The organism is Streptomyces sp. NBC_00273, from assembly GCF_036178145.1.
In the GTDB taxonomy this organism is placed as follows: Bacteria; Actinomycetota; Actinomycetes; order Streptomycetales; family Streptomycetaceae; genus Streptomyces.
Genome location: NZ_CP108067.1, coordinates 7,037,139 through 7,055,070 on the forward strand (window position 1 = coordinate 7,037,139; position 17,932 = coordinate 7,055,070).

Here is a 17,932-nt window from a genome sequence, read left to right on the forward strand (position 1 = left end):
CCCCGTACCGGCCCGCGCGTACCCCCCGCCCGGTACGACCCGTGCGGATGAATCTTTTCGCCGAGGGCGGAGGCGGGCCGCAGGGTCGGGGTGGGCGTCCGGAAGGCCCGGGACCGGCCACGACCCAAGGGGGACGGGGGCTCCGGCCCGCTGGCCGCCCCACCGGGCCGGTCGGTACACCGCAGGTCGGCGGGCTGGAGGGCGCAGGTCACACCCCTCGCCCCGGGACTCCCCGCAGCGAGGTGTGCTAGCTTAGAGCTCGTTGCAGTTGTGGTACCCATGAACTTTATGTGCGCCTGACGGGAATGCTCCGCAGGCGCTTTTATTGTTTTGCCGGAATCTCCGGATGGGGCCCTTTGCCGCCTATTCAGGAGATTTAAAATGGCACTTGGCACCGTGAAGTGGTTCAACTCGGAAAAGGGCTTCGGCTTCATCGAGCAGGACGGTGGCGGCCCGGACGTCTTCGCGCACTACTCGAACATCGCCACCCAGGGCTTCCGTGAGCTCCAGGAGGGCCAGCGCGTGTCCTTCGACGTCACCCAGGGCCAGAAGGGCCCCCAGGCGGAGAACATCATCCCCGCCTAAGTTCTTCAGCATGCCGGGGTCCGCACCGCGAGGTGCGGGCCCCGGCTTGTCTGCTGTCTCGACCTTTGTTTTACCTGCCGGTTTCAGGAGGGCTTTCTCGCATGACCAGCTCCAGCTCCGCACGACCCAGCCGCCGCCCCACCCGGGGTCGAGGTGCGGCCCAGGGGCGTCCGAAGTCTGGCGCGGGACGGCAGAAGTCCGCGCCCGTCGCCCGGCCCCAGGAATTCACCATGCCCGAGCCGATCGCCCCGGCGCTGCCGCCGGTCGAGTCGTTCGGCGACATGGACATGCCCGAGGCGCTGCTGAAGACCCTCGCCGCCCAGGGCGTCACCGAGCCGTTCCCGATCCAGGCCGCGACGCTGCCGAACTCCCTCGCCGGCCGTGACCTGCTCGGCCGCGGCCGCACCGGTTCCGGCAAGACGCTGGCCTTCGGCCTGGCGCTGCTGGCCCGTACCGCCGGCCGCCGCGCGCAGCCGAAGGCGCCGCTCGCGCTGGTCCTCGTACCGACCCGTGAGCTCGCTCAGCAGGTCACCGACGCCCTGGCCCCGTACGCCACGGCCGTCAACCTGCGCATCGCGACCGTCGTCGGCGGCATGTCGATCAACCGGCAGTCGGGCGCCCTGCGCCGCGGCGCCGAGGTGCTCGTCGCCACCCCCGGCCGCCTGAAGGACCTCATCGACCGCGGTGACGCCGACCTCTCGCAGGTCTCGATCACGGTCCTCGACGAGGCCGACCAGATGACCGACATGGGCTTCATGCCGCAGGTCACGGCACTGCTCAAGCAGGTCGAGGCCGGCGGCCAGCGGATGCTGTTCTCGGCGACGCTGGACAAGAACATCGACAAGCTCGTCAAGATGTTCCTGACCGACCCGGTCGGCCACTCCGTCGACCCGTCGGCCGGTGCGGTCACCACCATGGAGCACCACGTCCTGTACGTCATGGACGAGACCGACAAGAAGGCCGTGGCGACGCGCATAGCCGCTCGTGACGGCCGGGTGATCATGTTCGTCGACACCAAGCGCGGGGTCGACCGCATGGTCAAGAAGCTCCTCGCCGACGGCGTGCGCGCCTCCGGCCTGCACGGCGGCCGCTCCCAGCCGCAGCGCAACCGCACCCTCGACTGGTTCAAGACGGGCGAGGTCACCGCGCTGGTCGCCACCAACGTCGCGGCCCGCGGCATCCACATCGACGACCTCGACCTCGTCGTCAACGTGGACCCGCCCACCGACCACAAGGACTACCTGCACCGCGGCGGCCGTACCGCCCGTGCCGGTGAGTCCGGCAGCGTCGTCACCCTGGTCCTCCCCGACCAGAAGCGGGACATGACCCGGCTGATGTCGGACGCCGGGATCTCCCCGCGCACCGCGCAGATCAAGTCCTCCGACGAGGAACTGGCCCGGCTGACCGGCGCCAAGGAGCCCTCGGGCATCCCGGTCGTGCTGGAGGTTCCGCAGCCGACCGCGCCCAAGCCGCGCTCCGGCTCCGGTTCGGGCTCCGGCTCGCGCCGCCGCTCGGGCGGCGGGCCGCGCACCGGTGCCGCCACGGGCGGTGCTCCGGCGGCCGGCGGTCGTAGCCGTCGTTCCGGCGGGGGCGCCTCCGGGCAGGCCCCGGCGGCCTCCGGTTCGGGCCAGGCCCGGCGCGGCGGCCAGGGCGGCGGCGCGGCGGCCGGTGGCTCCGGCGAGCGCAGCCGGCGCGGGACGGGCGGCGCCGGTGGTGGCGCGGCCGCGGCTTCCGCACGCAGCCGGGTCGGCTCCGGGGGCCAGGGCCGCCGCCGAGCGGTCTGACGCCTAGGCCCTGTCGTCAAAGTCCCGTCGGGCCCGCGACGCCCGGCACCGCACCTGGCCGCGTTGTCGGGGCACCCGAGTACGTCCAGTACACGGGCGCCCCTCCGCCTTGCCATGCACGGCACCGGACGCCGCGGACTCGGCCGACGCCACTTTGACGACAGGACCTAGCCCCTGTTCAAACACACACGTACGCACGGCTACGCCGGGCAGCGCACCGCGCGCTGCCCGGCGTAGCCGTATCCGCTACCGGACCATCTTGGCCTGCAGCTTCGCCAGCGTCCGCAGGTCCAGGCCGAGGCCCTGCGTCAGGTAGCCGTAGAAGCTCCCGTAGTCCGCCTCCAGTTGCGCCGTCGCCGAGTCCAGGTAGTCCTGGCGGACCTCCTGGAGCGGGATCAGCAGGTCCGGGTTCTGCATCCGGCCCGACTGCTTGAGGCCCGCCCGCACCCGGGCGTCGTAGGCGGCGCGGAAGGTGTTCGACGCCAGGTAGTCGCCCTCGGCGGTGTCCTCGGGGACGGCGAGGGCGCGCAGCAGGACGTAACTCATCCAGCCGGTCCGGTCCTTGCCGGACGTGCAGTGGTACAGGACCGGGCCCTGCCGGCCGTCGGCGATCTCCCGCAGGGTCGCCGCGAACTGCGCCCGGTTCTCGGGGCTGCTCACGAAGGTGCGGTAGATGTCCCGCATGTAGGCCTCGGCGCGGCCGCCGCCGAGCATCTGCTCCTGGACGACGGGATCGCCGCTGCCGATCGCGCCGACGAGGGTTCCGTAGAGGCCGAGGTCACTGACGGGGCGCGAGGTGGGGGAGAGCCCAGGGGGCAGCCGGTCGGCGCCGTCGTACTGGAGCTCCATGGGAATGCGGAAATCGACGACCTTCGTGAGGCCGAGACCGGAGACGGTGGTGACGTCGGCATCGGTCAGCTTGCTCAGTGCGTCGGAGCGGTAGACCAGCCCCTGGCGGACCTGGCCGCCGGTCCAGGTGCGGTAGCCGCCGATGTCCCGGAGGTTGACGGCGCCCTGGAGGGGGATCTGACGAATCGTTTCGGCCTGCTGCTGGTGGTGCCGGGCGCTGACCCCGGCTCCGGGCGCCGCCGCCGCGTACGCGGCGGCGGGCAGGGTCCCGATGGCGAGAGCGGCGGCGGTCGCCGCGGTCACCAGGCGGATGCGGGCACGGCTCATGGGGGCGACTCCTGTGACGGAGAAGGGGGATCACCCTGGTGGTGGCAGGGTGCGGAGCGAGTGCAGTGCTTCGAGTGATTCCAGTGCCTGTTGTGCTTCGGCCATGACGCGGGAGACGAGCTCCGCACAGGACGGAAGGTCGTCGATCACCCCCGCGACCTGGCCCGATGCCATGACGCCGAGGTCCGTACGGCCCTCGACCATGGACGCCTTGAGGAGCATCGGGGTGTTCGCGGCGAGCAGGACCTGGCTCCAGGACAGGTCCTTGCCGTGTTTCATCGCGAGGCCGTCGCGGACCATCTGCGGCCAGCTCAGCCCGGACAGCTTCCGGAAGGCGGCCGCGTGCCGGACCGCCCGGACCAGCGCCCGGGTGCGGCCCGCCCGCTCCAGGGAGTCGACCAGCTCCGTACGGAGCATGCGGTGCGGCAGCCCGTCGACGGCCGTGGTGACGGTGACGTCCTTGACCGTGGCCTTCAGGTACTCGGCCTTCACGGCGTCCGGAACGGTGGAGTCCGAGGTCAGCAGGAACCGCGTGCCCATGGCGATGCCCGACGCCCCGTACGACAGCGCCGCGACCAGGCCGCGCCCGTCGCTGAAGCCGCCCGCCGCGATCACCGGGATGTCCACGGCGTCCACGACCTGCGGCAACAACACCGTCGTGGCCACGTCCCCCGTGTGACCGCCGCCCTCGCCGCCCTGCACGATCACCGCGTCGGCGCCCCACGCGGCCACCTTCTCGGCGTGCCGCCGGGCCCCGATCGACGGGATGACGACCACGCCCGCGTCCTTGAGCCGCGCGATCAGCTCCTTGGAGGGCGCCAGTGCGAACGAGGCGACCCGCACCCCCTCGTCGACGATCAGTCGGGCGCGCTCGGCCGCGTCCCCGGCGTCCGCCCGCAGGTTGACCCCGAAGGGGGTCCCCTCCGGGATGCGGGACTTGACCTCGCGGACCGCCGAACGCAGCTGGTCCAGCGTCATCGTGGCCGAGGCCAGGATGCCCAGCGCCCCCGCGTTCGCCGCGCCCGACACCAGACGGGGGCCGGCCACCCAGCCCATGCCCGTCTGCACGACGGGGTGCTCCACGCCGACCAGCTCGGTGAATGCCGTCTCCATCGGATCAGCCCCGCACTTCGCGCTCGCGCAACCCCTCGGGGTCGATCACCTCGCGGATCAGCCGCAGCTCGTCGGGCGTCGGCTCCCGCGTGTACGGGACCTCCTCGGCGACGGTCAGCTCGAACCCGGTGGCCGCCCGGACCTCCCCGACGGTGACCCCGGGGTGCACGGAGACCAGCCGCATCGCGTGGCCGGGGCCGCCGAAGTCGAAGACCCCGAGATCGCTGACCACCCGGGGGAGGCGGTGGAAGCGGGTCACCCCGGCCGCCTCCGCGCGGTCGTAGCCGACGCCGCTGACCAGGTCCACGCGCTCCACGAAGACCCGGGTGGAGTGCTTGGGGATCCAGTAGCTCACCGGATTGTTCAGGGTGTTGACGGGAGCGCCGCGCACCCCGAGGAGCTGGCGTGCCGGCCGTTCCCAGTCGCCGATGCAGGAGATGTTCTGGTTGCCGAAGCGGTCGATCTGGCTGGCGCCCATCATCACGTGCCGCCGGCCGCCGGTGACCATGGTCAGGTGGCGCCGGTACGGGAGCCAGCCCTCGGCCGTGCCGTCGAGCCCGACGAGCATCGCCTCGCCGTCGGTCAGCAACAGGTCGGGGGAGAAGGTCCGCTTCGCGAGCCGGGCCCCGAAGGAGGGGATCAGACCCATCGGGCTGGCGAGCACCTCGCCGTTGTCGCGCCAGGCCTCGGCGCAGGCGATCACGCAGTACTCGGCACGGGTGACGGTCGCGGTGGTCGGCGTGGTGGTCACGGCTGCTGCTCCTCGTGCCAGGTCCGTACGGCGGACTGGTAGTCGTGCTCGCCCGCCCCGGAGAGGAAACGGGCCGAGAACTCGGGCCAGGGGGTGGTCGCGTAGAGCTTCTGGAAGGGCTCGTCACGGCCGTAGTCGGGGACGCAGGAGGTGAAGTGCGCGCCGTTCGGGGTCTCCACGACCCCGGTCACGGAGTGCCGGCTGACGAGGAGGGACTGCGGAGGGCCGGCCTTGGCGAGCTCGGCGGTCTCCACGAGCTGCTCGCAGGAGACGTAGGCGGCGTCGGCGGCCTCGCAGAAGAGGTCGTCGAAGTACGGGTCCGGGCCCAGGTACTGGGCGTTGCCGAGGCGGTCGGCGCGGTTGAGGTGGACCAGGGCGGCGTCCATGCGCAGGGCGGGGACGGCGACGAGCTCCTCGCCGTCCTCGTAGGGGGAGGTGACCGTGCGCAGCTCCGGGTTGACCCGCATCACGTCCGAGCCGAGGCCCGCGCGGACGGGGAGGAAGGGGAGCCGGTTGGCGGCGGCGTGCAGGCCCCACATGAACATGGCTTCGTCGAGCTCGGTGAGGGTGAAGGCGGCGCGCTCGCGGGCGGCCCGGAAGTGCGGCTCCAGCGGGATGGAGTCGAGGGTGGCGAAGGGGGCGACCAGTCTGCGGATCCGGCCGGCGGCGGCCAGCAGGCCGACGTCGGGGCCGCCGTAGGAGATCACGGTGAGATCGGTGATCTCGGACCGGAGCAGTGCGCGCACCAGGGCCATGGGCTTGCGCCGGGACCCCCAGCCGCCGATGCCGATGGTCATCCCGCTGTGCAGCTGCCCGACCACCTCCTCGGGGGTCAGTACCTTGTCCGCCCCGCCCGTCCTGTCGGTCATGCGCGTTCTCCCTTCCCGAAGGTGTCGCGGACCCGGTCGGCCACCCCGCTGAGGTTGGCCTCGAAGGTGAAGCCCTGCTCGAAGCGGTAGCTGCGGCGCACGTCCACGGGGTCGATCCCGTTGATGGCCGCCTTGGCGAGCCGGATCAGATGGCCGTCCTTCTTCGCGATCTCGGCGGCCAGTTCCAGGGCGGCGGCGCGCAGCTCCGGGCGCGGGACCACCTTCCAGACCGAGCCGTGGGCGTGCAGCTCGGCGGCGGTCGCGGTGCGCGAGGTGTAGTACAGCGCGCGCATCAGGTGCTGCGGGACCAGCCGCGCCAGGTGGGTGGCGGCTCCGAGCGCGCCCCGGTCCAGCTCGGGCAGTCCGAAGGCGGCGTCCTCGGAGGCGACGATCGCGTCGGCGTTGCCGACGAGCCCGATGCCGCCGCCCAGACAGAACCCGTGCACGGCCGCGACGACCGGCACCTCGCACTCGTACACGGCGGCGAAGGCCTCGTAGCAGCCCCGGTTGGCGCCGACGAGCGCGGTGTGCCCGGTGTCGCGCTGCATCTCCTTGATGTCGACGCCGGCGTTGAAGCCGCGGCCCTCGGCGGCGAGGACGACGCACCGGACCTCGGGGTCGCGACCGGCCGCCCGCAGCGCGTCGGCGAGGTCGTACCAGCCCCGCACCGGGAGCGCGTTGACGGGTGGGAAGTCGACTGTGACGAGTGCGATGCCCTTGTCGGGGCTGGAGGTGGAGACACCCATGAGCGGATCAGCTACCTTTCCACCAAACATTTGTTAGGTGAGGAAGGTAGCAGCCCATGGAGCTCGACGGGAGGGTCGTCGTCGTCACCGGAGGAACCCGGGGCGTCGGCGCCGGGATCGCCCGGTCGTTCCTCGCGGCCGGCGCGGACGTGGTCGTCTGCGCCCGGCGGCCCCCGCAGGAGGCGGTGGAGGCGGACGGCCGGACGGCCGCCTTCACCCCGGTCGACCTGCGCGATCCCGCCGCCGTGCACGAGTTCTTCGGCGCGGTCGCGGGCCGGTACGGGCGACTGGACTGCCTGGTCAACAACGCGGGCGGCACCCCGTACCGGCTGCTGGGCGAGGGCGAGGCACAACGCCACGCGCGCGTCGTCGAGCTCAACCTGCTCGCGCCGATGACCGCCTCGCTCGCGGCGCACCCCTGGCTGCGGGAGGCACGGGGCTCGGTGGTCATGATCGGCAGCGTCAGCGGGACCCGCCCCTCGCCCGGGACGGCCGCGTACGGCGCCGCCAAGGCGGGGCTGGAGAACCTGGCCCGGTCCATGGCCGTCGAATGGGCCCCCGAAGTGCGGGTCAACTCCCTGGTCCTCGGCATGGTGCGGACCGAACTGGCCCACCTGCACTACGGCGACGAGACCGGCATCGCCGCGGTCGGCGCCACCGTCCCGCTGGGACGCCTCGCGGACCCCTCGGACGTGGGGGCGGCCGCGGTGTTCCTGGCCTCGGACCGGGCGGCGTACGTGAGCGGGGCGAGCCTGCTCGTGCACGGGGGCGGCGAGCGCCCGGCGTTCTTGGATGCGGCAACTGTCAACAAGGAGGACTGAGATGGCGGGACTGTGTGAAGGCCGGGTCGTGATCGTGACGGGCGCGGGGCGGGGGCTGGGGCGCGCCCATGCGCTGGCCTTCGCGGCGGAAGGGGCGAAGGTCGTCGTCAACGACCTCGGGGTCGGACTCGACGGGCTGCCGGGGCCGGACGGCCCGGCGGCCCGGGTGGTCGCCGAGATCGAGGCGCTGGGCGGCGAGGCGGTCGCGCACGGCGGGGACGTCGCTACGTCGAAGGGCGCGGCCTCGCTGGTGGCGACGGCCGTGGACACCTTCGGGCGCCTGGACACCCTCGTCAACAACGCGGGCTTCCTGCGGGACCGGATGCTGGTCAACCTGGACGAGGACGACTGGGACGCGGTCATGCGGGTCCACCTCAAGGGCCACTTCCTACCGCTGCGGTCGGCGGCCGCGTGGTGGCGGGCGGAGGCGAAGGCGGGCCGGCCCGTGGTCGCCCGGGTGGTCAACACCTCCTCCGGGGCCGGACTGCTGGGCTCGGTCGGCCAGGGCAACTACAGCGCGGCCAAGGCGGGGATCCTCGCCCTCACGACCGTCGCGGCGCAGGAGATGGGCCCCTACGGGGTCCAGGTCAACGCGATCGCCCCGGCGGCGCGGACCCGGATGACGGAGCGGGCCTTCGCCGAGACCATGGCCGCCCCCGGGGCGGGCGGCTTCGACGCGATGGCCCCGGAGAACGTCTCCCCGCTGGTGGTGTGGCTGGGGGCGGACGCTTCGGCGGGGGTCACGGGCCGGGTCTTCGAGACCGAGGGCGGCCGGATCACGGTGATGGAGGGCTGGCGGCCGGGACCCACGGCGGACCGGGGCGCGCGCTGGACCCCGGCGGAGGCGGGCGGGGCCGCCTTGGAACTCCTCGCGGCGGCGCAGGCCCCGCTGCCGGTGTACGGCGCGCGGTAGCGGCTCCGGTCCGGTCCCGGCGGCGGGGTCGGAGGCTAAGGTTCCTGGTCCGGGACAAGAGCCGAAGGGACACGAACCGATGATGGCCGTCACGCCGACCCCGCAGAAGATCACCACGTTCCTGATGTTCGAGGGGCGGGCGGAGGAGGCGATGACCTTCTACCTCTCGCTGTTCGACGACGCGGAGGTGGTCGCCATCAGCCGCTACGGCCCCGACGAGACCGGACCCGGAGCCGGGCCCGAGGGAACCGTGCGCCACGCGACCTTCTCCTTGGCCGGACAGCAGTTCATGTGCATCGACAGCCCGGCCCAGCACGCGTTCGGCTTCACGCCCGCGGTGTCGCTGTACGTCCAGTGCGAGGACGAGGCCGAGATCGAACGCCTCTACGGAGCCCTCGCCGAGCAGGGCACCGAGCTGATGCCCCTGGGCTCGTACGGGTTCAGCCACCGGTTCGGCTGGGTGAACGACCGCTTCGGCGTCTCCTGGCAGCTGAACGTCGCGGCCCCGCCCAGCGCGGGCGCCTGACGGGCTGGGGCCGCGCCACGCGCGATCCACCGCGAGCGGTACTTCTCGCTGGGCGTCGACGTCTTCACGGACACCGCCCCGGCACCCCGCTGCTCGACGCGCTGCTCGCCGCGGGCCTGCTGGCCCCGTACTCCTGCCGGGAGGGCGCCCGCAGTGCCTGCTGCTGCCGGGTCGTCGAGGGCGAGGCGGAGATGACCCGTAACGAGGTCCTCGACGAGACGGACCTGGCCGAGGGCCACGTCCCGGCCTGCCAGGCCCTCCCGCTCGGCGCCACCGTGCGGATCACGTACGGGTGAAGGGGGGGTGTCCGGCAGGACGCGCGGCGGCTAGCTTCTCCGGGGGAAGCGCTTGCTGCGCACGGCAATCGGTTCGGGAAGCGGGGCTGGGCCCATGTCCGACACCATCACGCTCGCCGTCGTCGGGGCGGGCGACCGGGGGAGCGGCCACGCCGGATGGGCCCTGGCCCATCCGGACCGGGCCCGGGTGGTCGCGGTCGCCGAACCGCGCGCGCCCCGCCGGGAGCGGCTCGCCGCCGCCCACCGCATCGACCCCCGCCACGTGCTCGGCGACTGGCGGGAGCTGGCCGCCCTCGGCCGGATCGCGGACGCGGTGCTCGTCTGCACCCTGGACCGCGACCACCTGGAGCCGGTCCTCGCATTCGCCGCGCTCGGCTACCACATCATGCTGGAGAAGCCGATGGCCCTCACGGAAGACGAGTGCCGGCGCATCGTCGACGCCGTCGAGCGGGCCGGCGTCATCCTCTCCGTCGGGCACGTCCTGCGCTACACGCCCTACACGCGGACCCTCAAGGACGTCGTCGACTCCGGCCGCATCGGCGACATCGTGAGCGTCCAGCACCTGGAGCCGGTCGGCTTCTGGCACCAGGCCCACTCGTTCGTACGGGGCAACTGGCGGCGCGCCGACGAGGCGACGACCATGCTGATGGCCAAGTCCTGCCACGACCTGGACTGGCTCCAGTACGTGCTGGGGCGCCCTCCCGTACGGGTCTCCAGCTTCGGCCGCCTCTCGCACTTCCGGCCCGAGAACAGGCCGCCGGGTGCGGCGGACCGCTGCCTGGACTGCGCGGTCGAGCCGGACTGCCCGTACTCCGCGGCACGCGAGTACGGCGACAGGCTGGCCGACGGCCGCCACCGCTGGCCGCTGAGCGTGCTGATCGACGAGTTCACCCCGCGGGCCCTGGAGACCGCGCTGCGGGAGGGGCCCTACGGGCGGTGCGTGTACGCCTGCGACAACGACGTCGTCGACCACCAGGTGGTGGCCATGGAATTCGACTCGGGGGCGACGGCCACCTTCACCATGACCGCCTTCACCGAGCAGGCGGACCGCCACACCCGGATCTTCGGAACCCGCGGCGAACTGCGGGGCGACGGCCGCACCATCACGGTCTACGACTTCCTGACCCGCACCGCGGAGCAGGTGGCCATCGGCGCGGGCGGGCCGATGGACGCCGCGGGCGGCCACGGCGGCGGCGACGCCGGCCTCATGGACGCCTTCGTCGCCGCCATCGCCACCGGTGACCCCGGCCTGGTCAGGTCCGGCCCGAGGGAGTCGCTCACCAGCCACCTGACGGTCCTGGCCGCCGAACGGGCCCGCTGCTCCGGCACGGTGGAGCCGGTGGGGCCACTCGTCCTGGACCCGTAAACGAAGCGGGCCCGGCCCCCTGGCGAGGGGTCGGGACCGGGTCTTCGTTTCTTGCGGTGGGATATGACTACCCGCTACATCCACCCGCTGAACCGCAATCAGCCCATCATGTTGTCCATTTCCTGTTCGGGGACCGCCGGCCGCGGTTCCCGGGGCCGGACGGCCGACGCCCGGACGGCCGACGCCCGGACGGCCGACGCCCGGACGGCCCGGCCCGCGCCTCGCAGGGACGCCGCCACGCAGCAGATGCCGCGGAAGCTCTCCTCCCGGTCGTGGCCCCGGCGGGCCCTGGTCCTTTTCGGCCAGGGTGCGCTCGGCCTCGACATCCAGGACACGATGTCGTGATGATCACTTACGAGAGCACCTCGCGCACGGCCAAGGCCGGAAGCCTCAACCTCCACTTCCACGAGGCGGGCCCGGACCACCCCGACGCCCCCGTCCTCATCCTGCTCCACGGCGGCGGACCCGGCGCCTCCGCCTGGTCCAACTTCGGCCCCAACCTGCCCTTCTTCGCCGAGCGGTTCCGTACCCTGCTCATCGACCAGCCCTGCTACGGCCGCTCCGACAAGCCCGAACCCGACCGCGACTACTTCAGCTTCAGCGCCGCCGCGACCGCCGCCCTCATGGACGAACTCGGCATCGGGAAAGCCCACTTCATCGGCAACTCCCTCGGCGGAGGCGCCGCCGTCCGGATGTCGCTGAACCACCCGGACAAGGTGGACAAGCTGCTGCTCATGAGCCCCGGTGGCATTTCGGTCAATCTCTTCTCGGCCGACCCCACCGAAGGCATCCGGCGCCTCTTCGCGTTCGCCGCGGCCGCCGAACCCACCCGCGAGCAGATGCGCGCCTTCCTCACCACGCTCGTCCACGACCCCTCGCTCGTCACCGACGCACTCGTCGAGGAGCGCTACACGCAGGCCATGGATCCGGACGCCCGGGTCGGAGGCGCCCGCATGGGCGCCTCCTTCGCCAACCCCGCCTGGCAGCAGGACACCCTGCTGTGGCGCGAGGCCCACCGCATCGGCCACCCCACCCTGCTCACCTGGGGCCGTGAGGACCGGGTCAACCCCCTCGACGGCGCGCTGCTCGCCCTCAAGGCCATCCCCGACGCCCGCCTGCACGTCTTCCCGCGCTGCGGCCACTGGGCGCAGACCGAGGCCTTCGACGACTTCAACCGTCTCGCCGCGGACTTCTTCGCACACTGAACCCCGCCTCCGGAGAGCTCTTTCCGGAGCTCTCCGGAGCTCCTTCAGAACTGCGGACACCCATGGCGCCGCCACCACGGCCTCGGCCTCTGCCCCCGGGGCGCTGCCGCCCGGCATCGTCCCCGGGGGACATCGGCACCGAGGGCGGCCCGGTCACGGACGGGGACGGCCGGGTGCTCCGCGAGGACGGCGGGCCGATCCAAGGGCTCGCACGGCCCGCCGCCGGGTCGGCCCGGGCGGGTCGGGTCAGGTCAGGTCAGGTCAGGTCAGGAGAGCTTGCCGTTGTAGTCCGGCAGCTTGACGGTGCGCTCCGCGTGACCGCCGACGAGGTCGGTCGGACTGTTGCCGATGTTGGCGATGATCGTGTAGCCGCGTGCCTCGATCTCCGCCCGCTTGCCCGTCTTGTAGGCGCTGACCTGCTCGAACAGGTCGGGCAGGTCACGGACGTAGAGCCCCGAGACCGGGTAGCCCACGGCCTTGAGGTTGCGCTCGGTGAGGGAGTGGATGATCCCGGGGCGGGCGGTGACGAAGAAGATCGCGACGCCGCGGTCGTGCGCGTACTGGGTCAGCGCGCGGACCTTGGCGATCGCGGGGGTCGGGAAGGTCCAGAACCAGTGGAAGTCCGTCTCCAGCGAGGTGTTGTCGATGTCGAGGACGAGGGCGGGCTTCTCACCGGCGGGCGAGGCGGCGATGCGCGCCTCGATGGCGGGCCGGGCCGCGTCGATCACTGCGGCGACGTCCCGCTGCCAGGTGGCGTAGTCGATGCCGAGGATCGCGGCGTTGCCGCCGGGCGCGGAGGCGGCCGGAGCCGCGGGCGCGGACGCGGGCGCGGACACGGGAGCCGGTGCCGGGACGGGTGCGGCCTGTGCGGCGGTGGCCGGAACCAGCGTCAGGACGGCGGCGGCCGCGGCCACGCCGACGGCGGCGGTACGGGGCGTACGGGTGCGGCGGGTGCTGCGCATGGGGGGCGCTCCTCGGTCACGAGTTGGCATGTACGTGACCAGAGTTGGCGAGAACTGACCCCATGTCTACTGGCCGGTAGGAAACTTTTTGTGGCTGCGCGGTGAATGATCTACGTGGTGCAGTCGAGGACGGTGCGGCACAGCCCGCACCGGGCCCGCAGTCGCCCGCGCACCGGCACCCGCAGCCGCTGCGCGCACACCGGACACGGGAAGCTCACCCGCAACCCGGAGTTGGCCCCCTCCGGTTCGAAGCGGTACGTGGAGCCGTCGGCCGGGCCGTCCGAGGGGCCGTCTGCGGGGCCGGCCCCGGCCCGCCGCGCCTTCGCGTACCGCCGCCGCGCCAGCGGCCCGGCGGCCGTCAGCGGGGCCCGGCGGTGGTCGCGCTCGGCCAGCGCGCGGCCGCGCACGTAGGCCTCGTACGCCTGGGGGCTGGTGAACCAGGGGGCGGGGTCCTCGCCGAACAGTGCGGCGCGCTTGGCGAGGACGTAGCCGAACTCCTCCGGCGTGAGATAGCCGAACCGCTGGTGGGTCAGCGCGTCCTCGCGGTACGCGTCCAGGAGCAGCCAGCCCGCCCCCAGGTACGCGGCGGCGGTGTCGGTGAGGATCTCGTTCTCCGCAGTGCCGGGGAAGTGCAGGTCCAAGCGGTGCAGGAGGACGTGGGCCACCTCGTGCGCGAGGGCGGCCGCCAGGTCGCGGCGGTGGGTGCGGAAGCGGTCGTTGACCTCGACGAAGTACTCGGGACCCGAGGTCAGTTCCACGGCGGCGGCCTGCTCCATCGCCCGGAAGGAGACCACCATGCGCGCGTCGGGCAGCCGCAGCGCGCGCACCGTCGCGGCGGCCACCCGCTGTGCGCCCAGGTGGAGGTCGTCGGTGGTGTCGAAGGCGGCGTCGGCGGGGGCGAAGCTCGTGTCGTAGGCCCGGATCCCGTCGGCCGTTAGCCGGCGGAAGAGCGCGGTGATCGAGGCGCGCACGGTTGCCAGGTGCGGAAATCCGTGCTCGACGGGGCTGCCCGGCCCCCTGTTGTCCGTCATCGAGCCTCCTTTACCGCAATCTCTTCCGCTGGGGCGGGTGTTGGCCGAAATTGCCTTCTTGATGTCCGCCACACGCCTGATGTGTCATGGACCCGTCATTCACCCGATGACGCGCACGCACAGCCCAACCCCCCACGAAAGGCAGTGTGTTGACTGTGACCACCCTTGTGCAGTTGATGAAGCGCACCCTCGCCGTCGGCGCGGTCGCCCTCGCCGCCGTCAGCCTCCAGCCCGGCACCGCCAACGCCGGCCCGGCACCCGTCGTCGGCGGCACCCGCGCCGCCCAGGGCGAGTTCCCCTTCATGGTGCGCCTCTCCATGGGCTGCGGTGGAGCCCTCTACACCCAGCAGATCGTCCTCACCGCCGCCCACTGTGTGAGCGGCTCCGGCAACAACACCTCCATCACCGCCACCGCCGGAGTCGTCGACCTCAACAGCTCCAGCGCCATCAAGGTCAAGTCCACCAAGGTCCTCCAGGCCCCCGGCTACAACGGCAAGGGCAAGGACTGGGCCCTCATCAAGCTCGCCAAGCCCATCAACCTGCCCACCCTCAAGATCGCCGACACCAAGGCCTACGACAGCGGCACCTTCACCGTCGCCGGCTGGGGAGCAGCCCGCGAGGGCGGCGGCCAGCAGCGCTACCTCCTGAAGGCCAACGTCCCCTTCGTCTCCGACGCCAGCTGCCAGAACTCGTACGGCAGCGACCTCGTTCCCGGCGAGGAGATCTGCGCCGGCCTGCCCCAGGGCGGCGTCGACACCTGCCAGGGCGACTCCGGCGGCCCCATGTTCCGCCGCGACAACAACAACGCCTGGATCCAGGTCGGCATCGTCAGCTGGGGCGAAGGCTGTGCCCGGCCGAACTACCCCGGCGTCTACACCGAGGTCTCCACCTTCGCCGCCGCGATCAAGAGCGCCGCGGCAAGCATGTAGCTCCTCCAGCTCCTCTCGCTCGTCCCGCCAGCCCTTCCGGCCGGTCACGCACCGGCCGGAAGGGCTGGGCCGTAGCGCCCCACCGCGCGGCTGCGGGCCGAACCGCACCCCGGCCCCATGGGAAGCGACCGGTGGCGGCAGCGGGTGGCGGATGACGATCAGAACGGTCATCGCGGACGACCAGGACATGGTCGGGGCCGGCTTCCGGATGATCCCCGAAAGCCAGCCGGACATCGAGGTCGTCGCCGACGTCGCCGACGTCGCCGACGTCGTCGAACACCGGCCGGACGTCTTCCTCCTCGACGTCCGCGGGCCGGGGCTCGACGGCCTCGAAGCCACCCGCCGCCTCTCCGGCGACCCCGCCACCGCCGACACACCGCACATCGTCATCGTCACCGCCTTCGACCTCGACGAGCACGTCCACGCGGCGCTCCACGGCGGAGCGTCCGGCTTCCTCCTGGAGGACGCCAGCCCGGCCGTGCTGGTTGAAGCGGTCCCGGCGGCAGCCGTCGGAAACCCCCTTCGTCCCGCCCGCCACCACGGTCCGCCTCCTGCGCGAGAGGGCCCCGCGCACCCCGGCCTCCCGGGCCCGCCGCCCCACGGAGCCGCTGACCGCGCGGGAACGCGACCTCCCACCCCACCCGAGGGCGGCCTGGCTCGTCACCGCCGTCCCGCTGCTCGCCTAGCCAGGGGCCGGCCGGCGGGTCTTCGGCTCAGTCACGGCAGATGCGAGTCGTGCTCTACGGGGCGGCCGCCACCGGAGCCGTAGCGTTCGGCGAGCAGCCTCCTGCGATGGCCCCTGCGGCGCAAGGCGGTGACGAGGACGACGACGGCGCAGATGCCGATTCCGAGCATCGGCAGAAGGGCGGCCAGCAGCAGCCAGCCTGCAAACGCGAAGACGCCTCCGGAGTCCCCGATGGCGTACTTGGAGGGTGCGGAGGACGAGCAGGTGACCTCGTAGTCGCCCGCCCGTGACACGTCGATGGTGTGGAGCGGATTCCAGGTCTCGGCACGGGTGAGGAACACGTCGGTTCCCGGATCGGAAAGACCGGGGTCGCCCGGCCCGGTGATGCTGCACTCCGGGGCGGCCGACGGGCCGAATTCCTGGTCCCTGATCCAGATCGTCTTTCCGCTCCCCGGCTCGAGCCGGAGGGTGACGGTGTCGCCGTCGGCGAACGGATGGCCGGTGTCCACCGAGTCGATCGCGCTGTTGAACCGGTACGCGCCGATGGCCGCACCCAGCAGGATGAGTACGGCGGCGATCGAGGCTGCCGTGGCGTACCAATGACGGCCGGGCCGGAGGTCGTTCGCCGGTATCTGCGGCGGCGTGAAGGGCTGCATCGGCACACCCTAGATCGTCCTGTCCGGCCGGTGAGCCGCCGGGTCCTGCCCGGTGGATCATGGGGTGGGCGAGCGTGGACTCCGCGTCCTGCCGCGCCCGTCAGCACGCCGCCGGTGCGCGGAAGGGCCTGCCGCGGGTGCCGGGGGAAGGCGTACGCCCCGACGGCCCACGGCGCCGCCACCCTCGCCTCGATCCGGCTGCGTTTACGTTCCGCCGGACACGGTCTAGCTAGCCCAGCGCGATGGCCCGCAGCGCGGCCAGGTGCCGCTGGTAGACCGCCCGACCCTCGGCGGTCAGCGAGACCCAGGTGCGCGGGCGCCGCCCGACCCGGCCCTTCTGGACCTTCACCCAGCCCGCCTCCTCCAGCGCCGCCACCTGTTTCGACAGCACCGAGTCCGAGACCTCGACCAGGTCCCGTACGAAAGCGAACTCGGCCTTGTCCAGCGGAGCCAGCGCCGCCACCACCGAAAGCCGTACGGGGGCGTTGAGCAGCGGCGCGAGGTCGTGCCGCGGATGCCCGCCCCGCTTCACGTCCGCCCCGGTGTCCACGACCGGCTCGTCCGTCATACCGCACCCCGCATCTCGGTCCAGGCCCCGACGGCCGGCGGCACCGCACACGCCAGCGCGGCCGCCGCCGCGAACGGCACGCCGTGGCCGAACACCGCCGTGCCGACCGTGATCGTCAGGCAGAACACCACCGTCCAGGCCACCATCATCATCCCGTGCTTCACGCCGAACCCCCGCCGCATCACGCGCTGCCGCACCGCGTACACGCTCAGCCCGGTCACCAGCAGCCCATTGGTCACCGCGAACACCACCGCCGAGACCGGCCCGTGCCACAGCACGGCGATCGGTACGAGGACCAGCTGCCCGGCCGCGAACACCCACAGGTAGCGCGCGTACCAGCCGCTGCGCTGCCGCGCCGCCCGCTCCAGACCGGCCGCCCGTCCCAACGCCCCGACCGCCTTCTCCGTCTCCTGCATGGTTCCCCCTCGCTCGCACACGGATGATCGTTCCTAGTCGATTTCCACTATGGCGAGTACTTTCCACTCTGGCAAGAGTATGGCCGTCGTCTCACAGGCCGATTGCCCGAGGAACCGACGGCCGTCGCCACGTATTCTCGGGAACCATGAACATCAGCGACCTCGACAACGGCGCCGGCACCGGCACCAGCACGGGCGCGGCCGACGACGCCGCAGGCATCGACGAGAGCGTCACCGCCGAACTCGCCCGCCTGCGCGACAGCATCGACAACATCGACGCCGCCGTCGTCCACATGCTCGCCGAACGCTTCAAGTGCACCCAGCAGGTCGGCCACCTCAAGGCCAGGCACCAACTGCCCCCCGCCGACCCGAGCCGCGAAGCCAGCCAGATCGCCCGCCTGCGCCAGCTCGCCGAGAACGCCAAACTCGACCCCGCCTTCGCCGAGAAGCTCCTCAACTTCATCATCGCCGAGGTCATCCGCCACCACGAGACGATCGCTGCGGGCGAAGAGTAGAAGCAGGGGGTCCGGCCGC

General features: G+C 72.4%; 22 protein-coding genes. 12 read left to right on the plus strand and 10 right to left on the minus strand.

All coding sequences use genetic code 11. The annotated features are described in order from the left end of the window. Window positions 1–381: 381 nt before the first annotated feature. Together OG386_RS31375 and OG386_RS31380 are read left to right on the plus strand one after the other, a co-directional pair. Window positions 382–585 carry a cold-shock protein gene (locus tag OG386_RS31375; protein ID WP_030010141.1) on the plus strand — a complete coding sequence of 68 codons (204 nt, stop codon included), beginning with the start codon at window positions 382–384 and terminating at the stop codon, window positions 583–585. Between the two features lie 101 nt (window positions 586–686). Then, window positions 687–2,369 (plus strand): DEAD/DEAH box helicase, encoded by a 1,683-nt coding sequence (locus tag OG386_RS31380; protein ID WP_328790889.1) that lies wholly within the window; start codon window positions 687–689, stop codon window positions 2,367–2,369. A 246-nt stretch (window positions 2,370–2,615) separates the two neighbouring features. On the opposite strand, the gene OG386_RS31385 is transcribed toward OG386_RS31380, so the two are convergent. The 5 genes from OG386_RS31385 to OG386_RS31405 are packed head-to-tail and all read right to left on the minus strand — an operon-like array spanning window position 2,616 to window position 7,024. Then, on the minus strand, window positions 2,616–3,545 hold the full coding sequence (locus OG386_RS31385) for a tyrosine-protein phosphatase (protein ID WP_328790891.1): 930 nt from the start codon (window positions 3,543–3,545) through the stop codon (window positions 2,616–2,618). 30 nt (window positions 3,546–3,575) lie between these two features. Next, window positions 3,576–4,658 (minus strand): NAD(P)H-dependent flavin oxidoreductase, encoded by a 1,083-nt coding sequence (locus OG386_RS31390; protein ID WP_328790892.1) that lies wholly within the window; start codon window positions 4,656–4,658, stop codon window positions 3,576–3,578. A 4-nt stretch (window positions 4,659–4,662) separates the two neighbouring features. Beyond that, window positions 4,663–5,409 carry a CoA-transferase subunit beta gene (locus OG386_RS31395; RefSeq protein WP_328790893.1) on the minus strand — a complete coding sequence of 249 codons (747 nt, stop codon included), beginning with the start codon at window positions 5,407–5,409 and terminating at the stop codon, window positions 4,663–4,665. Beyond that, window positions 5,406–6,278 (minus strand): CoA transferase subunit A, encoded by an 873-nt coding sequence (locus tag OG386_RS31400; RefSeq protein ID WP_328790894.1) that lies wholly within the window; start codon window positions 6,276–6,278, stop codon window positions 5,406–5,408. The genes OG386_RS31395 and OG386_RS31400 overlap by 4 nt, the downstream gene beginning before the upstream one ends. Further along, on the minus strand, window positions 6,275–7,024 hold the full coding sequence (locus OG386_RS31405; RefSeq protein WP_328790895.1) for an enoyl-CoA hydratase family protein: 750 nt from the start codon (window positions 7,022–7,024) through the stop codon (window positions 6,275–6,277). Before OG386_RS31405 ends, OG386_RS31400 begins: the two co-directional genes overlap by 4 nt. 56 nt (window positions 7,025–7,080) lie before the next feature. Between OG386_RS31405 and OG386_RS31410 the strand changes: the two genes are divergently transcribed. The 7 genes from OG386_RS31410 to hsaD all read left to right on the plus strand — a co-directional run bounded on the left by OG386_RS31410 (window position 7,081) and on the right by hsaD (window position 12,151). Beyond that, window positions 7,081–7,845 (plus strand): SDR family oxidoreductase, encoded by a 765-nt coding sequence (locus OG386_RS31410; protein WP_328790896.1) that lies wholly within the window; start codon window positions 7,081–7,083, stop codon window positions 7,843–7,845. 1 nt (window position 7,846) lies between these two features. Continuing rightward, a complete protein-coding gene (locus tag OG386_RS31415) occupies window positions 7,847–8,758 on the plus strand; it encodes an SDR family oxidoreductase (RefSeq protein ID WP_328790897.1) in 912 nt (303 codons plus the stop codon). 79 nt (window positions 8,759–8,837) lie between these two features. Beyond that, a complete protein-coding gene (locus OG386_RS31420; protein WP_328790898.1) occupies window positions 8,838–9,284 on the plus strand; it encodes a VOC family protein in 447 nt (148 codons plus the stop codon). Window positions 9,285–9,403: 119 nt separating this feature from the next. Beyond that, entirely contained in the window at window positions 9,404–9,580 is a 177-nt protein-coding gene (locus tag OG386_RS47020; RefSeq protein WP_443053324.1) for a 2Fe-2S iron-sulfur cluster-binding protein, read from the plus strand. Between the two features lie 94 nt (window positions 9,581–9,674). Beyond that, window positions 9,675–10,946 carry a Gfo/Idh/MocA family protein gene (locus OG386_RS31430; RefSeq protein ID WP_328790899.1) on the plus strand — a complete coding sequence of 424 codons (1,272 nt, stop codon included), beginning with the start codon at window positions 9,675–9,677 and terminating at the stop codon, window positions 10,944–10,946. Window positions 10,947–11,009: 63 nt separating this feature from the next. Next, the gene (locus OG386_RS31435) at window positions 11,010–11,291 is read left to right on the plus strand and encodes a hypothetical protein (protein WP_328790900.1); all 282 of its coding nucleotides are present in this window, start codon (window positions 11,010–11,012) and stop codon (window positions 11,289–11,291) included. Next, entirely contained in the window at window positions 11,291–12,151 is an 861-nt protein-coding gene (hsaD, locus tag OG386_RS31440) for a 4,5:9,10-diseco-3-hydroxy-5,9,17-trioxoandrosta-1(10),2-diene-4-oate hydrolase (protein WP_328790901.1), read from the plus strand. Before OG386_RS31435 ends, hsaD begins: the two co-directional genes overlap by 1 nt. Window positions 12,152–12,417: 266 nt before the next feature. Here the strand turns inward: hsaD and OG386_RS31445 are convergent, their stop codons facing one another. Together OG386_RS31445 and OG386_RS31450 are read right to left on the minus strand one after the other, a co-directional pair. After that, entirely contained in the window at window positions 12,418–13,113 is a 696-nt protein-coding gene (locus tag OG386_RS31445; RefSeq protein ID WP_328790902.1) for an HAD family acid phosphatase, read from the minus strand. Window positions 13,114–13,223: 110 nt separating this feature from the next. Next, window positions 13,224–14,144 carry a hypothetical protein gene (locus OG386_RS31450; RefSeq protein WP_328790903.1) on the minus strand — a complete coding sequence of 307 codons (921 nt, stop codon included), beginning with the start codon at window positions 14,142–14,144 and terminating at the stop codon, window positions 13,224–13,226. A 176-nt stretch (window positions 14,145–14,320) separates the two neighbouring features. Here OG386_RS31450 and OG386_RS31455 point away from each other — a divergent pair, with 176 nt between their 5' ends. Continuing rightward, window positions 14,321–15,073: a S1 family peptidase gene (locus tag OG386_RS31455; protein WP_405790685.1), complete on the plus strand. Its 753-nt coding sequence runs from the start codon at window positions 14,321–14,323 to the stop codon at window positions 15,071–15,073. A gap of 151 nt (window positions 15,074–15,224) precedes the next feature. Then, window positions 15,225–15,842 carry a response regulator gene (locus tag OG386_RS31460; protein WP_443053228.1) on the plus strand — a complete coding sequence of 206 codons (618 nt, stop codon included), beginning with the start codon at window positions 15,225–15,227 and terminating at the stop codon, window positions 15,840–15,842. On the opposite strand, the gene OG386_RS31465 is transcribed toward OG386_RS31460, so the two are convergent. The 3 genes from OG386_RS31465 to OG386_RS31475 all read right to left on the minus strand — a co-directional run bounded on the left by OG386_RS31465 (window position 15,791) and on the right by OG386_RS31475 (window position 17,398). After that, window positions 15,791–16,414, minus strand: a complete 624-nt coding sequence (locus OG386_RS31465) for a hypothetical protein (RefSeq protein ID WP_328790905.1) — start codon at window positions 16,412–16,414, stop codon at window positions 15,791–15,793. The genes OG386_RS31460 and OG386_RS31465 overlap by 52 nt on opposite strands. Before the next feature lie 229 nt (window positions 16,415–16,643). Further along, entirely contained in the window at window positions 16,644–16,982 is a 339-nt protein-coding gene (locus OG386_RS31470; RefSeq protein ID WP_328790906.1) for a winged helix-turn-helix domain-containing protein, read from the minus strand. Then, window positions 16,979–17,398, minus strand: coding sequence for a hypothetical protein (locus OG386_RS31475; protein WP_328790907.1), 420 nt, complete (start codon window positions 17,396–17,398; stop codon window positions 16,979–16,981). The genes OG386_RS31470 and OG386_RS31475 overlap by 4 nt, the downstream gene beginning before the upstream one ends. A 146-nt stretch (window positions 17,399–17,544) precedes the next feature. On the opposite strand from OG386_RS31475, the gene OG386_RS31480 reads away from it, so the two are divergent. Continuing rightward, on the plus strand, window positions 17,545–17,913 hold the full coding sequence (locus OG386_RS31480; protein WP_327386028.1) for a chorismate mutase: 369 nt from the start codon (window positions 17,545–17,547) through the stop codon (window positions 17,911–17,913). Window positions 17,914–17,932: the final 19 nt, after the last annotated feature.

Bases quoted from the DNA above. Each gene is read 5' to 3' on its own strand.
- OG386_RS31375 (WP_030010141.1), top strand. From the start codon at position 382: ATGGCACTTGGCACCGTGAAGTGGTTCAACTCGGAAAAGGGCTTCGGC.
- OG386_RS31480 (WP_327386028.1), top strand. From the start codon at position 17,545: ATGAACATCAGCGACCTCGACAACGGCGCCGGCACCGGCACCAGCACG.
- OG386_RS31410 (WP_328790896.1), top strand. From the start codon at position 7,081: ATGGAGCTCGACGGGAGGGTCGTCGTCGTCACCGGAGGAACCCGGGGC.
- OG386_RS31405 (WP_328790895.1), bottom strand. From the start codon at position 7,024: ATGGGTGTCTCCACCTCCAGCCCCGACAAGGGCATCGCACTCGTCACA.
- OG386_RS31445 (WP_328790902.1), bottom strand. From the start codon at position 13,113: ATGCGCAGCACCCGCCGCACCCGTACGCCCCGTACCGCCGCCGTCGGC.
- hsaD (WP_328790901.1), top strand. From the start codon at position 11,291: ATGATCACTTACGAGAGCACCTCGCGCACGGCCAAGGCCGGAAGCCTC.
- OG386_RS31420 (WP_328790898.1), top strand. From the start codon at position 8,838: ATGATGGCCGTCACGCCGACCCCGCAGAAGATCACCACGTTCCTGATG.
- OG386_RS31460 (WP_443053228.1), top strand. From the start codon at position 15,225: ATGACGATCAGAACGGTCATCGCGGACGACCAGGACATGGTCGGGGCC.
- OG386_RS31475 (WP_328790907.1), bottom strand. From the start codon at position 17,398: ATGCAGGAGACGGAGAAGGCGGTCGGGGCGTTGGGACGGGCGGCCGGT.
- OG386_RS31435 (WP_328790900.1), top strand. From the start codon at position 11,010: ATGACTACCCGCTACATCCACCCGCTGAACCGCAATCAGCCCATCATG.
- OG386_RS31465 (WP_328790905.1), bottom strand. From the start codon at position 16,414: ATGCAGCCCTTCACGCCGCCGCAGATACCGGCGAACGACCTCCGGCCC.
- OG386_RS31455 (WP_405790685.1), top strand. From the start codon at position 14,321: ATGAAGCGCACCCTCGCCGTCGGCGCGGTCGCCCTCGCCGCCGTCAGC.
- OG386_RS31430 (WP_328790899.1), top strand. From the start codon at position 9,675: ATGTCCGACACCATCACGCTCGCCGTCGTCGGGGCGGGCGACCGGGGG.
- OG386_RS31400 (WP_328790894.1), bottom strand. From the start codon at position 6,278: ATGACCGACAGGACGGGCGGGGCGGACAAGGTACTGACCCCCGAGGAG.
- OG386_RS31470 (WP_328790906.1), bottom strand. From the start codon at position 16,982: ATGACGGACGAGCCGGTCGTGGACACCGGGGCGGACGTGAAGCGGGGC.
- OG386_RS31385 (WP_328790891.1), bottom strand. From the start codon at position 3,545: ATGAGCCGTGCCCGCATCCGCCTGGTGACCGCGGCGACCGCCGCCGCT.
- OG386_RS31390 (WP_328790892.1), bottom strand. From the start codon at position 4,658: ATGGAGACGGCATTCACCGAGCTGGTCGGCGTGGAGCACCCCGTCGTG.
- OG386_RS31415 (WP_328790897.1), top strand. From the start codon at position 7,847: ATGGCGGGACTGTGTGAAGGCCGGGTCGTGATCGTGACGGGCGCGGGG.
- OG386_RS31450 (WP_328790903.1), bottom strand. From the start codon at position 14,144: ATGACGGACAACAGGGGGCCGGGCAGCCCCGTCGAGCACGGATTTCCG.
- OG386_RS31380 (WP_328790889.1), top strand. From the start codon at position 687: ATGACCAGCTCCAGCTCCGCACGACCCAGCCGCCGCCCCACCCGGGGT.